The organism is Micromonospora sp. WMMD558 (assembly GCF_049315255.1).
GTDB lineage: Bacteria > Actinomycetota > Actinomycetes > Mycobacteriales > Micromonosporaceae > Micromonospora.
The window spans coordinates 3,863,840-3,886,751 of sequence record NZ_CP186061.1; the positions used below are offsets into that span (position 1 = coordinate 3,863,840).

At 72.8% G+C, this 22,912-nt stretch carries 21 protein-coding genes; 3 read left to right on the top strand and 18 right to left on the bottom strand.

Translation table 11 applies throughout. From position 1 onward, the window contains the following. The 18 genes from ACN26Y_RS18590 to ACN26Y_RS18675 all read right to left on the bottom strand — a co-directional run bounded on the left by ACN26Y_RS18590 (position 1) and on the right by ACN26Y_RS18675 (position 18,835). Complete coding sequence (locus tag ACN26Y_RS18590; RefSeq protein ID WP_155331502.1) at positions 1-483, bottom strand: phage baseplate assembly protein V; 483 nt, start codon at positions 481-483, stop codon at positions 1-3. After that, complete coding sequence (locus tag ACN26Y_RS18595) at positions 480-1,574, bottom strand: phage late control D family protein (protein ID WP_422733134.1); 1,095 nt, start codon at positions 1,572-1,574, stop codon at positions 480-482. The genes ACN26Y_RS18590 and ACN26Y_RS18595 overlap by 4 nt, the downstream gene beginning before the upstream one ends. Then, the gene (locus ACN26Y_RS18600; RefSeq protein WP_155331504.1) at positions 1,567-1,830 is read right to left on the bottom strand and encodes a hypothetical protein; all 264 of its coding nucleotides are present in this window, start codon (positions 1,828-1,830) and stop codon (positions 1,567-1,569) included. Before ACN26Y_RS18600 ends, ACN26Y_RS18595 begins: the two co-directional genes overlap by 8 nt. Beyond that, the gene (locus tag ACN26Y_RS18605; RefSeq protein ID WP_366599715.1) at positions 1,827-2,447 is read right to left on the bottom strand and encodes a hypothetical protein; all 621 of its coding nucleotides are present in this window, start codon (positions 2,445-2,447) and stop codon (positions 1,827-1,829) included. Before ACN26Y_RS18605 ends, ACN26Y_RS18600 begins: the two co-directional genes overlap by 4 nt. Then, entirely contained in the window at positions 2,441-2,617 is a 177-nt protein-coding gene (locus ACN26Y_RS18610) for a hypothetical protein (protein WP_155331506.1), read from the bottom strand. Before ACN26Y_RS18610 ends, ACN26Y_RS18605 begins: the two co-directional genes overlap by 7 nt. Further along, positions 2,614-4,488, bottom strand: a complete 1,875-nt coding sequence (locus ACN26Y_RS18615; RefSeq protein ID WP_422733135.1) for an ATP-binding protein — start codon at positions 4,486-4,488, stop codon at positions 2,614-2,616. The genes ACN26Y_RS18610 and ACN26Y_RS18615 overlap by 4 nt, the downstream gene beginning before the upstream one ends. Beyond that, positions 4,485-5,684, bottom strand: a complete 1,200-nt coding sequence (locus tag ACN26Y_RS18620; RefSeq protein WP_422733136.1) for a DUF4255 domain-containing protein — start codon at positions 5,682-5,684, stop codon at positions 4,485-4,487. The genes ACN26Y_RS18615 and ACN26Y_RS18620 overlap by 4 nt, the downstream gene beginning before the upstream one ends. Next, positions 5,681-6,526, bottom strand: a complete 846-nt coding sequence (locus ACN26Y_RS18625) for a hypothetical protein (RefSeq protein WP_155331509.1) — start codon at positions 6,524-6,526, stop codon at positions 5,681-5,683. The genes ACN26Y_RS18620 and ACN26Y_RS18625 overlap by 4 nt, the downstream gene beginning before the upstream one ends. Further along, positions 6,523-7,164: a hypothetical protein gene (locus ACN26Y_RS18630; protein ID WP_155331510.1), complete on the bottom strand. Its 642-nt coding sequence runs from the start codon at positions 7,162-7,164 to the stop codon at positions 6,523-6,525. The genes ACN26Y_RS18625 and ACN26Y_RS18630 overlap by 4 nt, the downstream gene beginning before the upstream one ends. Before the next feature lie 13 nt (positions 7,165-7,177). Beyond that, positions 7,178-7,681 (bottom strand): phage tail protein, encoded by a 504-nt coding sequence (locus tag ACN26Y_RS18635; protein WP_111134925.1) that lies wholly within the window; start codon positions 7,679-7,681, stop codon positions 7,178-7,180. A 1-nt stretch (position 7,682) separates the two neighbouring features. Next, entirely contained in the window at positions 7,683-9,581 is a 1,899-nt protein-coding gene (locus ACN26Y_RS18640; protein WP_155331511.1) for a phage tail sheath subtilisin-like domain-containing protein, read from the bottom strand. A gap of 243 nt (positions 9,582-9,824) precedes the next feature. Beyond that, complete coding sequence (locus tag ACN26Y_RS18645; RefSeq protein WP_196255621.1) at positions 9,825-10,508, bottom strand: AfsR/SARP family transcriptional regulator; 684 nt, start codon at positions 10,506-10,508, stop codon at positions 9,825-9,827. Positions 10,509-10,950: 442 nt separating this feature from the next. Next, on the bottom strand, positions 10,951-13,500 hold the full coding sequence (locus ACN26Y_RS18650; RefSeq protein WP_422733137.1) for a hypothetical protein: 2,550 nt from the start codon (positions 13,498-13,500) through the stop codon (positions 10,951-10,953). A gap of 19 nt (positions 13,501-13,519) precedes the next feature. Continuing rightward, the gene (locus tag ACN26Y_RS18655; protein WP_422733138.1) at positions 13,520-15,847 is read right to left on the bottom strand and encodes a tetratricopeptide repeat protein; all 2,328 of its coding nucleotides are present in this window, start codon (positions 15,845-15,847) and stop codon (positions 13,520-13,522) included. 77 nt (positions 15,848-15,924) lie between these two features. Beyond that, positions 15,925-16,584 (bottom strand): hypothetical protein, encoded by a 660-nt coding sequence (locus tag ACN26Y_RS18660; protein ID WP_155331515.1) that lies wholly within the window; start codon positions 16,582-16,584, stop codon positions 15,925-15,927. After that, positions 16,581-16,946: a hypothetical protein gene (locus ACN26Y_RS18665; RefSeq protein WP_422733139.1), complete on the bottom strand. Its 366-nt coding sequence runs from the start codon at positions 16,944-16,946 to the stop codon at positions 16,581-16,583. Before ACN26Y_RS18665 ends, ACN26Y_RS18660 begins: the two co-directional genes overlap by 4 nt. A 38-nt stretch (positions 16,947-16,984) precedes the next feature. Next, positions 16,985-18,289: a CHAT domain-containing protein gene (locus ACN26Y_RS18670; RefSeq protein WP_422733140.1), complete on the bottom strand. Its 1,305-nt coding sequence runs from the start codon at positions 18,287-18,289 to the stop codon at positions 16,985-16,987. Positions 18,290-18,583: 294 nt separating this feature from the next. Next, a complete protein-coding gene (locus ACN26Y_RS18675) occupies positions 18,584-18,835 on the bottom strand; it encodes a hypothetical protein (RefSeq protein WP_155331518.1) in 252 nt (83 codons plus the stop codon). A 174-nt stretch (positions 18,836-19,009) separates the two neighbouring features. Here ACN26Y_RS18675 and ACN26Y_RS18680 point away from each other — a divergent pair, with 174 nt between their 5' ends. The 3 genes from ACN26Y_RS18680 (at position 19,010) to ACN26Y_RS18690 (ending at position 22,855) form a co-directional block, all read left to right on the top strand. Continuing rightward, entirely contained in the window at positions 19,010-20,221 is a 1,212-nt protein-coding gene (locus ACN26Y_RS18680; protein WP_155331519.1) for a cation:proton antiporter, read from the top strand. A 265-nt stretch (positions 20,222-20,486) separates the two neighbouring features. Beyond that, positions 20,487-22,172: a ribulokinase gene (gene araB / locus ACN26Y_RS18685; RefSeq protein WP_155331520.1), complete on the top strand. Its 1,686-nt coding sequence runs from the start codon at positions 20,487-20,489 to the stop codon at positions 22,170-22,172. Continuing rightward, positions 22,169-22,855: an L-ribulose-5-phosphate 4-epimerase gene (locus tag ACN26Y_RS18690; RefSeq protein WP_155331521.1), complete on the top strand. Its 687-nt coding sequence runs from the start codon at positions 22,169-22,171 to the stop codon at positions 22,853-22,855. Before araB ends, ACN26Y_RS18690 begins: the two co-directional genes overlap by 4 nt. Positions 22,856-22,912 lie beyond the last annotated feature (57 nt).

Sequence of the window (22,912 nt, forward strand, 5' to 3'; positions counted from 1 at the left end):
TCACCTCACCACCAGGGCGCCGTCGTTGATGTCGACCTGCCCGTTCTGCATGACGATGGTCGCGCCCGACCCGTTGTCGATCCGCACGCCGTCGTCATCGAGCGTGATGACCGGGCCCGCCGAGCAGGTGACGGTCAGCGCGCCCTCCTCGTCGGACAGTTCGAGCCGGTGCCCGCCCGGGGTGAGCAGCACGACCGTGTTCGGCCCGGCACCCGCCACCGCCTTGCCGGCGCTCCAGTTCGCGCCCGACCAGACCGGCTGCGCGGACAGGTCGCCGCGCGGCCACTGCACCAGCACGGCCGCGCCGACCGGGGGGACCAACGCGAAGCCGCAGCCGTCCCCCGCGTACGGCAGTGCGGGCAGGCACCAGCCGGTCGGGCCGTCCAGCAGCTCCGGGACGACCACCTTGATCCGGCACTTCTTCTCCGGGTCGTCGTTGTCGTGCACCGTGCCGGGGAACAGCCCGACGTGGGCGGCGTTCACAGCGCCACCCCCGCGGCGAGGGCGGCCAGCCCGCCGGCACCTGCCGGGCCGCCGCCCAGGGCGTTGCGGATCAGGCCCAACGCCTGGCTGTGCCCGCCGGCGGTGATGGTGTGCCGCACCGACTTGACCAGCCACAGCCCGTCCAGCGTCGGGCCGAGCCCGGCGACGGTGATGGTGCGGCGGGCGCGGACCAGCGGCATGTCGGGGGCGGTCAGCGTGGTGGACAGCGACGCGCCGAACGCACTGCGCTCGGCCATCGCCGTGGCGGTCGTCCGAGCGTCCAGCACGCTGATGCCGGCCGCAGCGTGGGTACGGATCAGGGTGGCCCCGCCGAGCGACCGCGGGCCCATCGCGTGCCCGGTGCCCGGGTCGCTGGCCACGTCGGTGTCGGTGGTTCCCGGGACGGCACGGGTGAGGTGCACCTCCTGACCGGCGAGCAGCTGCACCGACGCGGTGGCCCGGCCGCCGAGCTCGCCGTAGCCCAGCCGGATGGTGGTCTGCGCCGCCGCCGTCGGGTCGATCCGTTTGAACACCCCGGTGACCACTCCGCCGATCGACTCGACGTGCAGGTCGAACCCGTTGCGCCCGGCCAGGCCCCGCAGGAAGGCCCAGTCGGTGGCGCTCTGCTGCGGCGAGTAGGTGGCCGAGTCCGTCCCGGCCGGGGTGGACTCGACCTGCGCGGCCAGGCCGTACTGCGTGAACAGCGTCCGCGCGATCGTCGAGTCGGTGGTGTCCTGCCACAGCCGCTGCACGTCGCGGCGGTCCATCTCGACGCTGCGGTCCATCCCCTCCACGGTCAACGTGGACCGCCCGCCGGGCGTGAAGTTCCAGTTCGCGCTCACGCTGCGGGCGTCGATCTCGAAGCTGGCCCCGCCCCGGCCCACCCGCACGGTGAACGGGGTGGCCGGCGCGACCAGCGCGTCCAGCGAACTGTGCCACGCGCTGTTGTTGTCGGTGTCCATCGCGACGGTGACGCTGGCCTTGTCCGGGCTGCCGAGCGACTCCTCGACGCTGACGCTCTGCACCAGCTCCAGCTGGTGCGCGGTCAGCGGATTCCCGTCGACCGTGATCACGGTGCGCGTCTCAGGCATCGGGCACCGCCAGCATCGTCCCCGGCTCCTCCAGGGCGAGCGCGTCGGCGGCCGGGTTGGCGTCGGCGATCACCCACCACCGGGTGCTGTCGTTCAACGCCGCCGCCGCGAGCAGGTCGAGCCGGTCGCCGGCGCGGACGGGGTACACCACGTCGGCCCTCGGCGCGACGCTGATCCGCGGCGTCGACATCGGCCGCGTCGTGCCGTCGTCCTGCGCCACGTCCAGCTGCGGCTGGTCCGCGTACCGGCCGGTCACAGCATCAACTCCACGCCCTGGGCGATGCCGACGGTGGCACTGGCGGTGCGTACCGCCTGGTAGGCCGTCGCCAGCACGTTCGCCAGCTTCAGGTCCGGGCTGAGGTCCCGGCTGCGCAGCACGGTCAGCGACAGGTCCACGGTGGCCTGCACGGGCTGCAACATCGCGTCGAAGCCGGTCTCGTGGATGGTGCAGCTGTCCACCCGGACCGGGACGATCCGCTCCAGGCTCCAGGCGAGTACCACCAGCGGCAGCGACGGTGCGGGCACCGGCGCGGGGCCTGCACCGCCGCCGAGTGCGCCGGTGATCGCCCCGACCAGCGCGGCCAACCCGCCGCCGCCCGGCTCGAGCAGCCCTTCGATGGTCGCCAGCAGCGGTCCGATGCCGAGCGAGCCGGTGATCGGCTTGTCGATCGCGTCCAGCGCGTCGAGTTCGATCTTCAAGGTGTACGACTCCACCGGCGGTCCGCCCACCCGGAGCCCGGACCCGCCGGACTCACCGCGCTGCACCCGCAGTACCCGGGTCACCTCGGCCGGGTTGTACTGGAACGGCACCAGGCTCGGCACCATGCCCGCCACCGGGTCGGAGAAGGACAGCAGCATCCCGCGCATCAACATGACCTGCTCCTCGGTCCGTGGTCGGTGCCGGTGACGTGGTCCGCGACGGCTCGCGCGACGGCCGCCTCCGGCCCGTCCGGCCAGGCCCGGCCGGCCAACGCGGCCTCGATGGCGGCGCGAAGCAGACCCGGTTCGGGCGGCTGGTCGACGTTCACGTGGATGTCGGTCACCGGGGCCTCCGGGCGGTGGGTGGACGGCGGCTCTTCTCCAACTCGCGGCGGACGGCGGCGTGCAGGTGCTCGGCCCGCACCGCCGTGCCCGCGGCGATGGCGCTGACCGTGGCGGCCAGCGCGGCGGCCCGGATGGTGGCCCCGGACAGCTCCTCGCGGGCGACCGCCGCGGTGTCGACGTCGGGCAGGTGGCGGCGCCAGATCCGTTCCCGCTCGCCGTGGTCGGGCAGGTCGAACCGGACGGCGAGCCGGATCCGGCGGGCGAACGCCTCGTCCAGCGCGGACGGACGGTTGCTGGTCAGCACGACCACGCCGGCGTGCACCTCGATGCGCTGCAAGAGGTGGTCGATCTCCAGGTTGGCGTAGCGGTCCCGGGCGTCGGTGACGTCGCCTCGCTTGCCGAACAGCCCGTCCGCCTCGTCGAAGAGCAGCACCGCGCCGGCCACCGCCGCGTCGCGCAGCACGCTGTCGAGATTGCGTTGGGTCTCGCCCAGCCACTTGGTCACCACCCGGGCCAGATCGACGACCCACAGGTCACGGTCGATCGCCGCGGCGACCGCCTCGGCCGCGGCGGTCTTGCCGGTGCCGGACGGCCCGTGGAACAGCGCGATGACGGCCCGGCCCAACCGGCCGGTCAGCCCCAGCCGGTCGTGCGCGGCGGGGGAGTGGCGCGCGTGCGCGACCACGTCGCGTACCGCGGCGAGGGTCGCCGGGGGGAGGACCAGGTCGTCGAGGGTGGTCGTCGGCGGCAGCCGGCGGGCGAGCCCACCCGGGTCGTGGCGGGGTTGGGACCGCAGTGCGGCGCTCACGTCCCGGGCCGTCGCGGCCCGGCCGTCCACGGCCGCCGCCACGCGGGCCCGCTCCACCACGGCGGCTATCGCCGGCTCGGCCAGCGGCAGCCGTCCGACCAGGTCGGCCAGCTCGTCCGGGTTCACGGCGACGCCGGCCTGCCGCAGCGCGCGTCGCCAGACCTGTTCGGCCACGGCCAGCGGTGGCGCGGCCAGCTCGACGAGGTGCCAGCCGGGCGGGCCCGGCTCGTCCGCGCCGCCCAGCGCGAGAACCGTCCCGTCGGGCAACGCGTCGCCCGGCTCGAGGAGGACCGCCGGGAGCTCGTGCCGGAGGCGCAGCAGCAGCCGGGCGACCGCCGGCGGCCGTACCCCGGGAGCCGGCGCGATGCCGAGCCGCGCTGCCACGGCGTCGCGCACCGGCGCACGATCGTCGGGCACCTCGCAGCGGACCAGCACGGGGACGCCCGCGTCGAGCAGCGCGGCGATCCGCGTCGCGGCGGCGGCGACCCGCGGCGCGACCCCGACGGGGGCGGGTGGTGCGGGGCGTTGGCCGGCGATCGCGGCGACGGTGGTGGTGGGCAGCCGGATCGGGGCGTCGGGGTCGACCAGGACGTCCAGCAGCCCGCCGCGGACCAGGGGGTGGGTGGCGCCGACGGTCAGCGGCACGGTCACGCCCACACCGGCGAGGACGTGCGCGAGCAGGCCGAGGCTCGGCCGGCGGCGGCCGGCGTCGTCGTGCACGCAGCCGCAGACGATCGCCACCTGCGGCTCGACCGCCGCCCACCAGGCCACCGCGAGTACCGCCTCGGCGGCGGCGTCGATGCCGGTGACCCGGACCAGCTCGGCGAACTCGCCCTCGGCCGGCAGCGGCAGCAGCGCGACGCGGGCGCGCGGGTCGACGACACCGACGGCGGCGACCGCGCGGGTCGCGTCGTCCAGCGTCGGGTCGGCCCACGCCTCGCGGTAGCGGCGCAGCACCTCGGCGGCTCCGGAGACGAAGAGGTGCCGCCAGGCGAGCAGCCGCGGGTCGGTCAGCGCCGAGGGTGTCCCCCGGGCGGGCGCCTCGGCCGTCGCGGTGCTCACGGCGCCACCGCCAGCTCCGTCGCCGGCCCGGCGACCGTGCCGCACCGCAGGCTCACCGGGACCGTCGCGCCGGGCGCGTCGGGCGGCAGGGCGGGCACGACGACCTGGATCGAGGTCGCCGACAGTGCCGTGTACGGCACCGCCCGCCCGGCGAAGAACGCCTGACCGCCGTCGGTGACGTGCCGCACCGTCAGCGTCGCCGTGGCGCCGGAGGCCAGCGGCGCGGCGGCGGACACGACGACCGGCACCACCGTCACCGTCGCGGACCCGGTGCCGGCCGCCAACCCGTCGGCGAGGTTGGTGACCACGAGGGGCCGGGCGCCAGGGACGAGTTCACCGTTGGGCAGGTGCACGGTGAGGCCGCCCGGTGCCGGACTGGCGGTGAGCCGCCACGGCCCGGTGCTGGGCGTGGTGGCCGGGTCGGGACGCCCGTCGGTGGGATCGTCCGGATCGCCGGGTAGCCGGCCCAACGTCACCTGGCGCTGGTCGGTCACGCCGTGCGCCCGTACGGTGAGAGCCTGGTCGAACCAGGCCACCGCCGGCCGGACGTCGTCGACGACCGGCGCGGGCGACGGTGCCACGCCGACCCGGCGGGCGCGCACCGGCGGCCCCGGCGCGTACGCCGTCAGCGCCGGCACGGTGACCAGGCTGACCTGGTAGCCGATCGACAGCCGCAGCGCGTGCGAGCCGGTGTTCCACAGCGCGGTGATCGTCTCCATCGGCACCTGCTCGATGGTTATCCGCAGGGGTTCGACCATGCCTTCCAACGCGCCCGCGACGTCGGTGACGGCGCGGTCGGGGCCGGTCGCGACCGGAGTGTCCGCGCCGAAGATCCCGTTCTCGTGCAGCGCCGACATGAGCGCGGAGAGGGCGGCGTGCACCACGTCGTCCTCGGTGCCGCTCTCGGTCAGCTCACCGGCGTCGGCGGTGAGCAGGTAGTGCAGCGTGAGCGCGAGCGGCGGGCGGCCGCGCCGGGTCCGCCAGCCGTGCTGCGGCGACTCCATGTTGGCGTACGCGGGCGCCGGCTCGATCCGGTAGAGGAACCAGTTGAGCCGGGGTCCGTCGACCGGGCGGTCGAGCGGCCCGACGCTGACCCCGACCGGAGTGGCCAGTCCCTTCAGTGCCTCGGTGGTCAGCACACGGAGCACCTCGTCCACGCCGGCCAGCACGGGCGGTCCGGGGCTGAACAGGCTCACCAGCCACCCCCTCGCCGGGCGGTGACGCCCTCTTCCAGCGCGCGGCAGCCGCTGAACGGGTCGATCTCGGTGGGTGGCGGGGCGACCTGGATCTCGATGCGTCCGATCTGTACCGGTGGCACGGGGGCGGGTTTCACCGTGTCGTGGGGCGCCGGGGCGCCGACCGGCGGCGTCGTGCGCTCCGGCGCCGGCGTGCCCGGCCTGGGTGCCGCCGGGGTCGGGGTGGGGACGGTGGGGTCGGTCGGCACCGCCGCGACCTCGGGCGTGCGGATCAGCGCGGCGGGTCGGGCCGCCGGCGGCGCCGACGCAGCGCTGCCCTCCGGTTGGTCCGGCCAGCCGGCGACATCGGGTCGGGCGGGCGCGCCGGTGGGCGACGCGGCCGGGATCCCCTCGACGTCCGCGACGGTGGGGTCGACGACCGGTGCCGGCGCCGTCGGCGGCCCACCGACCGGACGGGGCGCCGTCCGGTCGGTCGCGCCCGGAGCCGGCAACCCGGCCGGATCAGCCGGCGGAGACCGGCGTGCCGGGGACGACAGGGGTGGGGCCGGGGCCGGCGTGCCCGGGCGCGGTACGGCGGGCCGGGCCGGCGACGACGTTCCCGCCCGATGGTGGTCGTTCGGCGGCTCGGCCGGGTGATCGTTCGGGGACGCGGCCGGCGGAGACTCGCGGGACGGGCGGGGGACCGGCGGTGCCGCCGTTGACAGGTGGGGCACCGGCGGTAGGGCTACGGCCGGGAGTGCGGTCCCGGCGTCGTCCAGGTGGGCGGCGAGCGGCGAGTCGACGGTGACCGGGGGCCGGGTAGCGCGGGCGACCAGCCGCGCGACGGCCGGCGGCACGCTCACGGCGTCGTCTCCGCGACCAGGGCGGCCAGGCGGCGACGACGCTCGTCCGGCAGCGATTCGATCACCGCGAGTTCCCAGCCGTACCGGGAGGCGAGCAGGTGCACCTCCCGGTCGATGTCGACCCGTAGGCCGCTGAGCGCCCGCAGCACCAGTGCGACCACGTCGACGTCCACCTCCAGCGGCCCACCGCAGTCGCAGCACGACGAACGCAGCGGTCCGCACAGCGACCCCTCGACGCGGGCCAGGTCGTCGAGCGTGGCACCCTCGCCGACCCGGCACAGCGCGAGCAGCCGGTGCGGGTCGCCCCGGGCGGCGAGCAGGTCCGCGTAACTGGGCTCGCGTACGCCGACCCCGGGCGAGCACCAGGCGCTGCGCGGGTGGTGCTCGCCGACGTCGGCCCGGCCGAGCGGCAGGGTGGTCAGCGCGCCGCAGCCCGGGCAGGCGACGGTGAGTTCGAGCGGACGGCCCACCGCGCGCTCGTGCACGGCGAGCAGTTGCCGGTCGGCGGCGCTGGCCGGCAGGTGCGCCGGGTCGGGCTCGGGTGCGGCGGCGCGCAGCACGGCGACGGCCTGCGCGAGGAGGCCGTCGCCGTCGTCGAGCGCGGCGACCAGCCGCGCCAGACCGGGTGCCGCCGACATGACCGGGCCCGCCTCAGACACTCTGCTCGGCGGGCTCGGTGACCGACGTGTCGCGCTCCCAGCCCTCCAGCTCCAGCTTGATGCTCTGGATGGCGACCACTGCCGTGGCGGCGTCCAGCGCGGGCAGCGCCTGGTACTCGGAGACCCAGCAGCGGAACAGTTTGTAGCTGAGCACCTTCTGGTTCGCCTCGTTGAACACGTCGACGATGAGGTCCTTGCGGAAGTCCCGCAACGAGATGCCCGGCTGGCGCAGGCTGGAGACCTTGTTCGCCCAGGCTTCGAAGGCGAGGTCGTGCGTGACGCCACGTTCCAGGGTGACCGCGTCGTACGTGGTCAGGCCCGGGCTCTTGCGGTCGTGGCCGGGGTCACCGCCGACCCGGTGCGTGACCGGTGCCGTCGACCGCTTCAGCGGGGACATCTTCGACAACCCCGCCACGTACACGCCGTCCCACCGGACGCGGAACATGTGGCTCTTGTACGGGTCGAAGCGCGTGGGGTTCACGCTGAACTCGGCCATGTCACTCTCCCGCCTGGCTCAGCTGGGTGATGGTGATGATCACGAACTCGGCGGGCTTGAGCGGGGCGAACCCGACCACGACGTTGACCCGGCCGTTGTCGATCTCGGTCTGCGGGTTGACCGACGAGTCGCAGACGACGAAGAAGCTGTCCGACTCGGCGTGCTTCTCGGACTGCTGGAACGCGCCCTGCCGGAACAGCCCGCGCATGAAGCCCCCGACCGCCAGGCGCAGCTGCGCCCAGAGGTCCGGGTCGTTCGGCTCGAAGACGGCGAACTGCGTTCCCAGGTAGAGGCTGGCCGAGATGTAGTCGGTGAGCCGGCGGACCGGGACGTACTTGGAGTCGCTGGAGAGGACGTCGCTGCCGGCGAGGGTCCGGGCGCCCCACACCACCATGCCGACGCCGGGGAAGGTGCGCAGTACGTTGAGCCCGAGCGGGTTCAGCGCGCCGGAGACGTCGTCGTTGGTCGGGGCGGTGAGCCCGACCGCTCCGGCGATGCCGGCCTCCAGCCCCGCCGGGGCCTTCCACACCCCGCGCGACGCGTCGGTGCGGGCCATGATCCCGGCGACCGCGCCGCTGGGACCCCACCCGTCCGCGCCGCCGTCGACGGTGACCAGCCGGGGCCAGTAGACCGCGCCGTGGGCGCCCTGCGCCCGCAGCAGGTTCGCGGCGGTCTTCAGCTGCGCCGGGTTCAGCCCCGGCGCCGGGTCGATCACGAGGAACGCGTTCTGCCGGCGGCAGTAGTCCAGCGCCGTGTTGATCGAGGCGGTGTCCGCGGTCGTCACGCCCGGCAGGCAGAGCAGGTTGAACCGGGGAAAGTCCAACGTGTCCAGGGCGAGCAGGCCCTGGCCGGCGGTGGCCGACACGATCTCGTTCGCGCCGACGGTCGCCCCGTCGGAGCCGCCGGCCAGTGGCGCCGCCGCGGCGGCGGCCGGCCGGTACGGCGCGCTCGCACTGACCTCGACGCCGCCGCGGGCCACGCCCAGGCCGAGGTCGGCCGACGCGTCGTTCAGCCCGCTCAGCCCGACCACGACCGCACTGTCCAGGTCGCTGGTCTTGCTGGTCAGCACGAGCTTGCCGCCGGACACGCTGGCGGTCACCGGCCAGATCGAACCGGGCGCGTTGATGTGGTCACGGACCTGCGCGAGGGTGTGCGAGACGGGCGGGTCCTCGGTCGGGAAGAGGACGTAGTCGTTCGCCGGGCCCTGGTCGACCGAGAGTCGTAACGCCTTGCCGGTCACCGTGACGTTGGCGGGGCTCAGCGCCCCGGTGGACGTCCCGGCCGAGGGCGCGGGCGCCGGCGTGCCGGTGACCTGGGCGGTGACCAGGGTGCTGGCGTTGAGCACCGACACCAGGTAACGGGTGCTGGCGGGGGACATCGACAGCTCCCGCCAGACCTCCTTGACGGTCACCGTCGCGGGCCCGCCGCCGACGCCGGGCGTCCACTCGGTGAGCTCCAGGTTGAACCGGTCGGACGGGAAGTCGTCGGCCGCCTTCACCTGGGCGAAGAGGCCGGTCTGCCCGGTCGTCCCGGCGCCGCTGCCGTTGGCGTACGCCCCGCGCGAGCGGGCCGTGAGGGTCACCGTCAGCCCGTTCACGGCGGGCAGGGCCAGTGTCGCCGCGGCCGCGCCCGCCCCGAGCGCCCGGACCACGACGGCCTGGGCGCCGCCGTTGACGAAGAACTGCCCGACGGCGTGACCCATCGGCTGCGCGGTGTCCATCACGTCGCCGAACCGCCGCAGATAGTCGGCGAAGCTGGACACCGGCACGGGGGTGTCGCCCGGGCCCTTGCGGGCGGCGCCGACGAACGCGGTCAACGACGTCGACACACCGGTGATCGCGTGGCTGCCGGACGGACGTTCGAGGACGTACACGCCGGGGTATGTCGTCTGCACGCTCATGGGCGGATTCTCGCCGTCGATCGTCGTCGGCCCGTCTCCCGATCGTGGCCGGGCCGTCGCGCCCGCGTTGTCGAGCCGTCGCGCGCGCGTTGTCGGCGCGTCTCCGCTGACGCCTGCGCCGAGGTTCGAACGGACAGCCGGCACCCCGGCTCGGGACGGTACGCGGAGCCGGCGACGGCCGAACGGGCAGGAAGGATCGCCCGCGTGGTGGACCGAACTATCAGCCGGGCGGGTGCGGGTGGGTCAGCTGGCCCCTTCGGGCAGCATCTCCTGGAGCTGCCGGCTGGGCCGCAGCTGCAGCTCTTCCCACAACAGGTCGCGGAAGCGGACGTACTGGCGGACCGCCTCCGCCGTGTTGCCTTCGGCGAGGTGTGCGGCGATCACGATCCGTTGGGCGCTCTCCCGCAACTGGTCGAGGCCCACCGCGGCGAGCGCGGCCACCAGGGCGGTGGCGGTACGGCCCGCGTTGAGGTCGTTGCGCGCGAGTGCCTCCAGCGTGTGCAGGCGCACCTGGCGCAGCGACTCGCGGTGACCGTCCAACCAGTCGTACGACCACTCCGGCAGCAGGTCGCCCTCCAGGAGGCGTACCGCCTGCCGGTTCACTCTCGGCTCGCTCTCGGAGACCGCGTCGGAGAGCCGGTAGATCTCGTGCAGGTCGACCTCGGTGCCCCGGGCCAGCCCGATGTGCTGGTTCTCCTGCTCCAGCAACCCGGACACGTGCCGGTTGAGCCGCCACAGCGCCTGCCGCAGCGACGCGTGCGCGTCGCGCTCGCTGCGTTCCGGCCACAGTGTTCCGGCCAGGGTGGTCCGAGGGCGGGGTTGATCGGCGACGGCCAGGCAGCCGATCAGCCGTTGACTGCCCTCGGACAGCGCGATGAACCGTCCGTCGACCAGCACGCGGAAGCGGTGCAGTACCTCGACGCGCACGTGCCGGGCCTGAGTTGTCGACGTACCCCCCACCGGCCCTCCCGCCAGTGTCGCTGCCAAACGCCGGGCACCCGGGACACGGCCACGTGGCGTGACCAGCACGGGTGCTCGGGCTACGACCGGAGCTGAGAGACACTTCACGATCTTTCTGAGGGCATCTTGGCAGGCTCGACGGCGGGCAGGCGAGGGTGTGTAAGAAAGCCGATGCAAGCTCGCCGCCGAGGGCGGAATCGGGGCGACGTCACACCCGGGTGGAAGGATCGACGGACATGGCGACCAGCTCACCCGGCATGCCGGTCTGGGTCGCGGCGACATGTGGCCGCCGGGCCTGCCGAACCACTGGATGGTCTACTTCGCGGTCGTCGACGCCGACGAGACGGCCGGCCGTCAGTCCAGCGGTCAGCAGTGGAGTTGCCCGGTCGCGGCCGTCGCGGGTCGAGAGTCAGGACCCACTCGCCTGGGTCGGCACCACGCCGGTGGTCCGGTCGAGCTCGTCCCGGATGCGTTCGAGCGCGGCCGCCAACCGTGGAGCGGCAACGCCGAGCGCGGCGCGGTCCGCCCGGGCGTTGAGTAGTTGCGTCCACAGCACGGTCCGTCCCTGCTCCAGCAGCTCCAGCGCCCATCCCGGGTCAGCGGCGGCCAGCACACAGGCGGCGGCGTCGTTGGCGAGCGTCGGCCAGTTCGCCAGGGTCCGCTGTTGGCTGACGCGTGCCGTGCCGTGCCAGGCCAGCAGCGGCAGCAGCCGCACCGCCGTTGCGTACCCGTCCGCGACGGCCGACCACGGCTCGTGTGGGGACGAAGCTGCGAGCTGCGCCCGCTGGTAGGCGGCGAGGAGTCGGATCTCCACGGCGCCCGTCACGGTGTCTGCTGCCTCGCGCCATGCCTGTGTGGCGGCATCGGCGTCCTGTCGGCGCGCGGCGTGCCTGAACCGGAGTCGCCGGGCCAGGCCCAGGCTGTACAGGGCAGCCGCGCGTTCCGGATGGTGCGCGGGCGCTTGAGCCACGGCCTGCTCTCCGGTGCGGACCGCATCGTTCAGGTCGGCGGCCTGCCCGGTGCGCTCGAACCGCAGCTGGAGCGCCTCACAGAGATTGATCAGGGTGACCGGCCGGATGGAGTGCTGTGGCCCGACTGTACGACACGCCTCGCGGCCGAGCTTGATCGCGTCGTCCAGGTCGGAGGTCCGCCCGCGGTGTTCGAACTGGAGCCGCCGGGCGATGGAGAGGTTGCCGACATAGCCGGCGCGCTGCGGATGGCTCGGTGGGCTGGTGGTGATTGCCTCGGTGAGATACTCCAGCGCCCGGTGCAGGTCGGCGGGATCCGCGGTGAGATCGAATCTGGTCAGCAGGGCGGTGGCGGCCTGGTCGAGCATGGGTGGCCGGTCGTAGTGCCCGACCGGTGTGGCGGCGATCGCGTCGGCGCCGTTGCGGATGGCCCGGTTCAGGTCGGCAAGCTCACCGAGCCGTGCATGCCGGATCTGGTACGTGATGGCCAGATGTGACGTCCACCGGGTCCGGTCAGGATGGCCTGCGGGTACAGCCGATAGGGCGGCCTGCAGCTTGGCCAGTGCGTCGTCGAGGTCGCCCAGCGCCCCGGCCAGCTCGAATCTGGTGCGCAGCGCGATGCCGAGGTTGGCCATCGCCTTCGCCGCCTTCGAAGACGGTGCCCGCAGGAGCACCGTTGCCTCCCGGCCGGCGGTGACGGCCTCGTCGATCTCGGTCAGTGCGCCGGTGTGCATCGCGCTGAGCCGCAGGTTCGCGCAAAGATTGGCGAGCATCATTCCTCGGTGGGCCGGAGGGAGCGGGCAGGCTGCCGCCTCGCGCGCCAGGTCGACCGAGCGAGCCAGATCCTGGAGGGTGCCGCCGCACTCGAACCGGATACGCAGCCCGATGCTGAGCGCGGACACCGCCGCCGCCCGGTCCACGGGTTTGTCGGGGCTGATGATCTGCGCCGCGCCGTCGAGGAGGTTCAACGCCTCGTCGAGGTCCGCGAAGCGGCCGAGGGCCGCGAACCGGGTGATCAGAGCGGCGGCGAGATGGTACTGGTGAGTCTGCGACTCCTGGCCGTCGACACCCCCGATCAGCGCCTCCCGCCCCAAGGCGATCGCGTCGTCGAGGTCGGTGGCGCCGCCCAACAGATCTGCCCGCATGTGCAGGAGGGCCGCCAGATTGACCAGGTACGAGCCGCGGTCGCCGCGGTCGGAGTTGATGGCGGCCACTGCGTCGCGAGCCGCGTCGACCGCTGCGGCGAGGTCCGCTGCGTCGTCGGTGTGCACGTACCGTGTCCGCAGCGCGAAGCTCAGGTTGAACCACAATGCCGCACGGGCGGCGTCGTCCGGCGAAACCGCCGCGAGTGCCTGCCGGATCAGGTCGGTGGCCTCGTTGATGTCATCGAGCGACTCCTGGACCTGGATCCTGGTACACAGAGTGTTGCCCAGTTCGCACAACGCCTGAAGTCGATCGGGTGCGTGCGCCACGGCGGTCCGTCCGACGGCGATGGCGGCGTCCAGGTCCCCCGGGTCGTGGTCGCGCAGGAACCGACGGTGTAGTGCAGCGCCCAGGCTCTCGGCCAGCATGGAGCGCTGCACTGGTTGAAGGTCCGGTTCGTCGCCGACCTCGCGCAGGACGGCGATGGCGGCGTCCAGGTCGTCGGGCAGGCCGAAGAGTCTGATGCGTTCGAGTTGAATGCGGTTGAGCTGATGCCGGTACTGGGCCAACCGCGGGTCGCCACGCGTGGCCTGAGCCACGGTCGCCAGCCCGGCGTCGACCGCGGCGTCGATGTCGGCTCGCAGACCCGTGAACGTGAAACGCAACATCAGCGCGCTGCTCAGGTTCTGTAGGTGGATGGCGCGATTCGGATGGCCGTGTGCGGTGGCCGCCACGGTCTGCCGCAGCAGGCCGATGGCGTGATCCAGCGCCGTGGGGTCCGCACCTGCTTGCACCTGTCGCATGACCGCCACCGCCTCGGCGACCCGGAAGTCCCAGTAATCGGGCATCGCACCTCCTCATCGATCGTCAGCCGACGACGTCCGTCCGGGCGTGCTGTTCGAGTGCGACGCTGCATCGGTGCAGACGTGCGGCCAGATCGGGCGCCACCTGCCGTAGCGAGGTCAGATCGGTCCGGGTGTCGAGCAGCTGCGACCAGTAGATGCCGCGGCCGCACTCGAGCAGCTCGACGGTCCGATCGGGAAGGCGGGCGGCGATTGCGCAGGCGGCGCCGTCGCGGGGCAAGGAGCCGGCGTTCAGGCGCAGCAGGTCCTGCTGCTCGCGCTGGCTGAGTCCTCGCCACGCCAGCAAGGGGAGCAGCTCCACCGCCGCGGCGTAGGCCTCAACGGCCGCTGCGGGGCTCCGCTGAGCCGCGAGCAGCTGGGCCCGATGGCCCGCGGTGTTCAGGCGCACCCGCATCGGCGCGACCGGCGACCTGCTTGCCAGCTTCCACCCGCGCATCGCGTCGACCACGTCTGCCGTGGCCCCCGAGTGCTGGAACCTCAGGTGGAGCGCAGTACTGAGGTTGGACAGGAACAGGGCGTGGCTGGGGTGGTCGGTGGGGGTGTCAGTCACCGCTTTCCGACCTACGACCACCGCCTCGTTCAGGTCCGACAGGCAGCGTGTGTGCTCGAACCTCGTCTGCAGCGCGAGACCGAGGTTGGAGAGGCGTTCGGTCCGGCGAGGGTGACCTGTCGGGGTGGCCGATACCGCCTCCCGACCCACGCTCACGGCTTCATTCAGGTCATCGGCGGCGCCGGCGTACGCGAACCGGTTGGTCAGGGTCGCGCTGAGGTTGGACAGGTAGGTGGCGCGGACGGGGTGATCGTCGGGGGAGACTGTCACGGCCTCGCGGCCGACGAGCACCGCCTCGTCCAGATCCGCAGCACTCCCGGCACGCTCGAAGCGTGCGCGCAGCATGGTTCCAAGGTTCGACAGGTACTTGGCCTGGTCGGGGTCGCCGCTGGGCGTGGCCCGGACCGTCTGCCGTGCGATACGGATCGCCTCCTCCAGATCCGCAGCCGAGCCGACGAGCTCGAACCGAGTGGCCAGCGCGTTGCCGAGGTCGGACAGGAAGACGGTGTGGTCGCGGTGATCGGTCGGGGTGGCGGCCACCGCCTGCCGGCCCAACCCGATGGCCTCATCCAGGTCGGCCGCGGCCCCGGTGCGGTGGAACCGGGCGAGCAGGGCTCCGCCCAGGTGGTACAGGCGCGTGGCGCGCTTCGGGTGGTCAGCGGGAGTGGCTGTTACGGCCTCCCACGCGAAGCGGATCGCCGCGTCGAGGTCGGCATCGGTCCCGGCATCTCGTTCGAATCGGACTCTCAGCGTTCGGCTGAGGTTGGCCAGGCGGCCAGCGTAGTCCGGGTGGTGCGCCGGAGTCGTCGCCACGGCCTGCCGCGCGACGTCGATCGCCTCGTCCAGGTCCGGGACGGACCCGGTCCGCTCGGACCGGGTCCGCAGAGCACTGCCGAGGTTGGCCAGCCGCCTGGGGTGGTCGGGGTGGTGCGTGGGGGTGGTCGCTACGGCCTGCCGGGCGATGCCGATCGCCTCGTCGAGGTCCGCGATCGATCCCGTGTGACCGAACCGGGTGAGCAGCGCGCCGCCAAGGTTGGACAGGCAGACGACATGGTGCTGGTCGCCGATGGAGGCGGCCGCGGCTCGGCGGCCAACGTCAACGGCCTCGTCCAGGTCCGCCACAACACCGGTTCGCCCGAATCGATCCAGTAGCGCGTTGCCCAGGTTGGACAGCATCGCCGCGTGGGCGACGAGTTCGGCGGGGGTGGCCGCAACGGCCTGCCGCCCAAGCCGGATCGCCTCGTCGAGGTCGGGATCGGCCCCGCCGAGCTGGAACCGTAGATGCAGCGCGCTGCCGAGACAGGACAGATACCTGGCGTGGTCGTGGTGGCCGGCCGGCGTGGCGGCCACCGCGGTGGTCAGGAGCGTGACGGCGCGCTCCAGTGCCACCCGGTCGCCGCGCTGTTGCGCCTCTTCGAGGAGCGTGGCGACCTGAGCCTGAATACCCGGATCGATGCCGGTGACGCCGTCAGCCAGGTACTGGCGCACCGGTTCCGGTACCGCCTGCGGGTTCACCTCGGCGACCACGGCGAACATCTTGATCGCAGTATGCAGGTCCTCCTGACCCCGTCCGTCGCCCGAGGCCAGGTGACGACACAGATGCATCCAGGCCACCACCTCTGCTACGTGGATCGGGAGGCTGCCGTACACGCCTGCGGCGCGATCCAGCAGGCTGCGGGCTTCGGCCACCGCTTGCGTAGCCAGGACCGGACCGGGATCACCCAGCCGGAAAGCGTGGATGCGCCGAATCAACGCGGCGAGGGTTGCTTCGGGTTCGGACATTCGCACCGGACCTCCTGACGACGGTCGGGGATGATCGACGCTGGGAGCGGGCACGCAGCGGATCAGCTAGCGGGGCGTCACGGGCACTTGCCCACCGCGGTGATCGTCAGAGCCGTGGTCAGGTCGGTGGCGACCTCACCCGCCGTGGTCTTCAACACGAGAACGCCACGGTTGAGCCGGACCACCGATCCGCAGACGGCGCCTGCGGAGGTGGTCACCTGCAAGGATGGCTTCTCCCGCTCCGGGCCGTACCAGGTGGCCCCCACCGCGGCGACGAGAAGGAGAGTGCAGCCGAGGGTGGCAGCGATGCCACGTCGCAGCGCGGCGGTGGAGGCGAGCGCGTCAAGGTGGTCGGCTGCCAGGACCGAGGTCAGGGCCCGGGTCGCGGTGACCGCCGGGCGGCCGTGCGCCGCCCGGATCAAGAGCAGAGCACCCACGGTGCCCGTTACCAGCGCCAAGAGGAGGAGGACGCCGACCCAGGCAGCCCAGGCCGTGGTGAGCTGGCCGACATCAGAGCGACCTTTGATCAGGCTGAACCCGATGAGCGCGGCGAGCAACGCCCCCAAGCCGTTGCGCCAGGCGGCCGCCGCGGTACGCACGCGGGCCAGTTCGGTGCGCAGCAGCCGGTCGCGCACCTGGGCGGTCCGCAGTTCGACGATGGTGGCCGGGCGAGGACCGGGGGAGAGCCGGTACCTCGGACTCGGCTGGGATGAGTCGGTCGGCGCGGTCGGGGTCATCCGTCCTGCCTTGACAGCACCAGCGTCCAGTACGCGCCGCAGCCGACGGCATCATCCGGCCGGCCAGGGTGGGATTCCTGGCAGGTGCACAGCATCGGCTCCTCGTGGTCGGCCGTGCTCCGCCCTCGGCGCCACGGCCCCGCGCCGAGCAGCCGGGACGTCCGGAAGATGCCGTCGACCACGGCGATATCGATGAGGGCGTGGCAGCGCGGGCACGGGCCGCGGAGGACGAGCGTACCCGGGTCGGGTTCGTCGACCGTGAAGGTGCGGGCGGCTGACTCGGCGTACTTCTCGTCGGTCACCTCACGGTACGGCAGCGGTTCGCCGTCCGGCGGTGGCGCGGAATCGTCATGGTCGGTCAACGGGACCACTCCGGGAAGAGGCGGCGGGCACTGTCACATCAGGGCCCGGTGTGGGTGAACGGACTCCACGCGCTGGCGGGCAGCCCTCGGACGTCGCGGAGATGGCGGAGCGCGCCGTGCAGGGCGTGGGCCGAGCGGGCCGGAGCGAAGGTGCCGTCCGACATGAGGTCGTCGTAGACCAGTTCGGCGACATCGGCGGCGGTGTCGTCGTACACCGACCACAACGTGCCGATGACCTGGCGGTAACCGGTGTAGTGCAGGGCGGCGGTCAGCGTGATGACCTCGTCGGGAAGGTCCACCCCGCCCACCGCGGTCATGCAGGCGGACAGAAAGGCGAACTCCCCGTCGTGCTGCCGGGCGCTGATCTCGGCGATGCTCAACGTGCTCCCGTCGTGCAGCCGCAGGCCGCCTTGGGACGGGTCGGCCATGTTCTGGCTTCCGTGGCAGCTGAAGTGCGCCCACCGGTGCCGGGCGAGCTCGTCCCGCACCGCCGCGGTGGCCATCGCACCTTCCAACAGCGTGGTCCGCGGGGAGAAGTGTGAGACGAGCACGTCCCGTTCGCGCTTCACCGCCGCCAGCGGCACCTCGTCGGGGGTGTCGGCGAGCGCGACCACGAGCATTCGGGCCTCCGCCGGCGGTGAACCGAGCGGACGCCGCGCCTCCAGCAATGCCCGCAGGGTCGGTGTGTAGGACGACACCACCCGGTCCAGGACGGTACGGCCCGCCGGTGTGTCCGTCGGATCGTGGTAGCCGGCGGCATGCAGCGGCATCAGGGTCAGCGGGCCGGTCGGGCACCACCACATTCGCGGCCACGCCCCGTCCGCCGGCGTCGTCACGAAACCCAGGCACGCCAGCACCGGTTCGGCGATCTGATCCCACAACCATCGCAGGGTGGTGGTGAGCGTCCTGTCACGCTCGCCGGCGGCGCGCTGCCACGACTGCTTGGCGGCGGTGTACCGACGGATGGAGTCCAGCGACCGGTCGCCGTCGTCGTAGCGCCGCCGCGCCTGATGGAGGATGTAGGTAGCCTGATCCACCTCCTGCAGTACCCGCAGATACTCGTTCGTCTGACCGACGACCGCACGAAGTGTCAGGCTCGGAAGGTTCACGACCTCGACGCCGCTCGTTCGTACCACCAGGGCGTCACAGCGCCACCGGCTGACGTTGACGATCACGACGGGACCGTCCGCCGCGGCCGGCAACAGCATCTCCAGCCGGGGCGGCCTCAAGAAATCCTTGAAGTCGTCGAGCTTGCGGACCTCCTCGACAAGCTCATCCCATTCCCGGGCCAGTGCCATACGTCGGTCGATCGTCCGGGAAACCTCGCCTGCGGTCTCGGGCATCACGGCAAGTACCAACCTCCATACTCGTCGTACCGCAACTTACGCACCGTGTCCGTCCCATGGTTGCGGGCGCCCGGGCGAGGCTGCCGTCCGAGTTGGAAATCCGACAGCTCCCGGCAGCGGTGCGAGTGAGCCGGCGGTGAGCACGGTGGCGCTGGTCAGGGCCCGGACGTGACGTCGCACGCGGGGCAGCCGGCCGCTCGCGGACTCAGCGACAGCGATCAGATCCTCGTCGACCCCGCCGGGGACGTCCGCGGCCGCACGGGGAGCCGGCTACGCCTACCCGAGCTACCCCTACGTTGATCGGTAGCCGTGAAAGTCGTACCGGTAGCGGCCGTCCCCGTCCGGGGCCGGCCGCCCGGTGGTGTTGTCGACCCGCAGCACGTACACCATCGAGCGTCCCGCCGACTCGGCCTTGGTCATCGACGAGCCAGGCGCGGCCGGACCGCGAAGCTCTTCCACATGTACGGGCGACAGTTCACGCTGCACACGGCGGGTGCCGTCGAGCGGACCGTCGTGGAACTCGGCAACGACAGGTCGGTCCATGAGTCGAGTCTGTCAGGCGCGCGCGGTGGGAGGTCGAACTCGGGCCGGGACGACGGGGATGTTTCCGGACGTCGGGGCCGAATAGCCGCTGGTCGGCGACGCTACCCGGCCGTGGTGTCGAAATGTCCCTGCGAGCGGGGAGTGGAGCCACGGCGATCGGGGTAGCGCCGCGGGGTGGAGTCGCTCCATCTCAGCTATGCCCTGGTCGGTGTGCTGGCGGTGTTGCTGGCCTTCCTGTCCAGCGCCATCCGTCGGGCACCGTTCAGCGAGCCGCTGCTCGCTCTCGCCCTGGGCGTCCTGGCGGGCCCGGCTCTCGGGCTGATCGACCTGCCCCATCAGCTGGCATCCGGCCTGATGCTGGAGGCCAGCAGGATCCTGCTGGCCATCTCGCTGATGGCGGTGGCGCTGCGGTTTCCCCTGTCGGAGTACCGGTCGGTGGTTCGTCAGGTCGGTGTGCTGTTGACCGTGGTCATGGCGGGGATGGCGGTGGTCACCGCCACCCTGGCGTGGCTGGTCCTCGGCCTGCCGCTGGTTCTGGCCGTGCTGCTCGGAGCCTGCCTGACCCCGACCGATCCGGTGCTGGCCTCCAGCATCGTCTCCGGCGGCCCGGCCGAGCGGCAACTGCCGGGTCGGCTGCGGCAGGTGATCAGCGGGGAGTCCGGCGCCAACGACGGACTGGCTTTTGTCTTCGTCGTGCTCGCGCTGATCCCCGCGGCACACCTCACGGCGGGCGGTCAGGTTCGGGAGGCGGTGTGGGGAGTGCTCGGGGCGGTGCTGGTCGGTCTGGTCGTCGGCTACGCGGCTGGTCGGGCGGTCTGCGCGGCCGAAGCCCGGGAGGAGGTCGAGGAGGGCTCTCTGTTGGTCTTCGCGGTGGTGCTCGGCGTGGCGGCCCTGGGTGTCGCCCGGCTGCTGCACACCGACGGGATCCTCGCGGTGTTCGTCACCGGGCTGGCCTACAACGGGGTGATCGGCAACGAGTCGCGGGCCTCGGAGCAGGAACTGGACGACGCGCTGACCCGGTACCTGGTGCTGCCGGTGTTCTTCCTGCTCGGAGTCGAGGTGCCGTGGCGCGAGTGGCATCACCTGGGCTGGCCGGCGGCCGGGTTCGCGGTGGCGGTGCTGCTGTTGCGTCGCTTGCCGCTGGTGCTGGCGGTGCGTCCCGCGCTGAAGATGCCGCGGCGGGACACGGTGTTCCTGGGCTGGTTCGGGCCGGTCGGCGTGTCAGCGCTGTTCTACCTCACGTACAGCGGGGAGGAGGGCGTCCGGGACTGGCGGCTCTGGGCCGCTGGCAGCCTCGTCGTGGTGTTCAGCACCGTCGCGCACGGCGTGACGGCCACGCTGGGCCGCAGCTGGTACGCGGCGCGGTCGTCGCCGCCCCCGGACTGACCGTCGCCACGCAGCCGGCGATGTTCTTGATAACAATCGACGACTGCGTATCGGCGGCACGCGCCCGTCGGCCGGCTGCCCGCACACCCGCCTGCCGGGGTGACGTCGCGACCCGGTGACCGCCCCCAGAATGTCGATCCGCCGTGATCCCCAGGGCGGGGCGGGCCCGGCTGCTCCCTCCCGTTACGGAGCTGTTGCCGGCAGGTGTCTTGACGACGTCGATGTGAGCGTTAACACTAAGCCCGTCGTTGTGCGGAGGTGGGCCATGAGCAGTGTGGACGGTGCCGGCGCGCGGTACGTGGTCGGAGTCGACTACGGCACCCTCTCCGGGCGGGCCCTGGTGGTCCGGGTCAGCGACGGCGCGGAGGTCGGAACCGCGGTGCACGAGTACCGCCACGGCGTGATCGAGTCCGCGCTCCCCGACGAGGGGCCGGCGCTGCCCCCGGACTGGGCGCTGCAGGACCCGGAGGACTACCGGGCCGTGCTGCGCCACGCCGTCCCCGCCGCGCTGGCCGCCGCCGGCGTCGCACCGTCTCAGGTGATCGGCATCGGTACCGACTTCACCGCCTGCACCGTCCTGCCCACCCTTGCCGACGGCACCCCGCTGTGCGAGATCCCGGAACTGCGCCACCGGCCGCACGCCTGGGCGAAGCTGTGGAAGCACCACGCCGCGCAGCCGCACGCCGACCGGATCAACATGCTGGCGCACGAGCGGCGCGAGGGGTGGATCGGCCGCTACGGCGGCAGGATCTCCGCCGAGTGGCAGTTCGCCAAGGGCCTGCAGATCCTTGAGGAGGACCCGGAGACCTACCGGCGCGCCGAGCGCTTCATCGAGGCGGCCGACTGGATCGTGTGGCAGCTGTGCGGCACCGAAACCCGGAACGTCTGCACGGCCGGCTACAAGGGCATCCGGCAGGACGGCCGGTACCCGTCGGGGGACTACCTGAGGGCGCTCAACCCGGGCTTCGCCGATTTCGTGACCAAGCTGGACGGTCCGCTGCTACCCCTGGGCGCCCGCGCCGGCGGCCTCAGCGCCCGGGCTGCCGCCTGGACCGGCCTGCCGGAGGGTATCGCGGTCGCGGTCGGCAACGTCGACGCGCACGTCACGGCCGCCTCCGCCCAGGCCCTGGAGCCCGGCCGGCTGGTGGCCATCATGGGCACCTCCACCTGCCACGTCCTCAACGGCACCCATCCCGCCGAGGTGCCCGGAATGTGCGGTGTCGTCGACGGCGGCATCAGCCCCGGCGCCTGGGGCTACGAGGCCGGGCAGAGCGGCGTCGGCGACATCTTCGGCTGGTTCGTCGCGCACGCGGCCCCGGCCGGGACGGACTCGCACGAACGGTTGACCGAGCTGGCCGCCGCCCAACCGGTCGGCGCGCACGGCCTGGTGGCGCTGGACTGGTGGAACGGCAACCGTTCGCTGCTGGTCAACCACGACCTGAGCGGGCTGATCGTCGGGATGACGCTGGCGACCCGGCCGCAGGACGTCTACCGGGCACTGTTGGAGTCCACCGCGTTCGGCACCCGGATGATCGTCGAGGCGTTCGTCGACGCCGGGGTGCCGGTCACCGACCTGGTCGTGGCCGGCGGTCTCACCTCGAACTCACTGTTGATGCAGATCTACGCCGACGTCACCGACCGCCCATTGAGCATCATCGGCTCGGCCCAGGGCCCGGCACTCGGTTCGGCGATCCACGCGGCGGTCGCCGCCGGGGCGTACCCGTCGATCCACGAGGCGTCGGCGGCGATGGGCCGGGTCCACGAGGCGGTCTACCGACCGGATCCGGGCAACGTGCGGGCGTACGACGCCCTCTACGCCGAGTACCGCGCCCTGCACGACCACTTCGGTCGTGGCGGCAACGACGTCATGCTCCGCCTGCGGACGATCCGGAACGCGGCCCTCGACGCGGCCGCGGCGCAGGCCGACCCGGTTCTGGAGGTGGTCGGATGAACGGCGACGTGGCTCGACAGGTGGCCGAGCTGCGGGACACCGTTGCCCGCCTGCACGGCGAACTCACCCGGTACGACCTGGTGGCATGGACCGCCGGCAACGTCTCGGCCCGGGTCCCCGACCAGAACCTGATGGTCATCAAGCCCAGCGGCGTCCACTACGACGATCTCACGGCGGACAGCATGGTGGTCTGCGACCTCAACGGAAACGTCGTCGACGGGGCCGGCTCCCCGTCCAGCGACAACGCCGCCCACGCCTACGTCTACCGGGCGATGCCCGAGGTCGGCGGCGTCGTCCACACGCACAGCGGTTACGCCACCGCCTGGGCGGCCCGGGGCGAGGCGATCCCGTGCTTCCTGACCGCTCAGGCCGACGAGTTCGGCGGGGAGATCCCGGTCGGGCCGTTCGCCTTGATCGGCGGGGACGACATCGGCAAGGGGATCGTCAGCACCCTGTCCGGGCACCGCTCGTCCGCGGTGCTCATGCGCAACCACGGGGTCTTCACGATCGGCAGGGACGCCCGCGCGGCGGTCAAGGCAGCGGTGATGTGCGAGGACGTCGCCCGCACCGCACACCTGGCCCGCGCGCTCGGGCAGCCGTTGCCGATCGCGCAGGCCGACATCGACTCGCTTCACCACCGGTACCAGACCGTCTACGGCCAGCGCCAGCCGACGACCGGGTGACCGGCCGTCCACGAACACCCTGACCCGCACCACTCGTCCGGCGCGATCCCTTCTCGC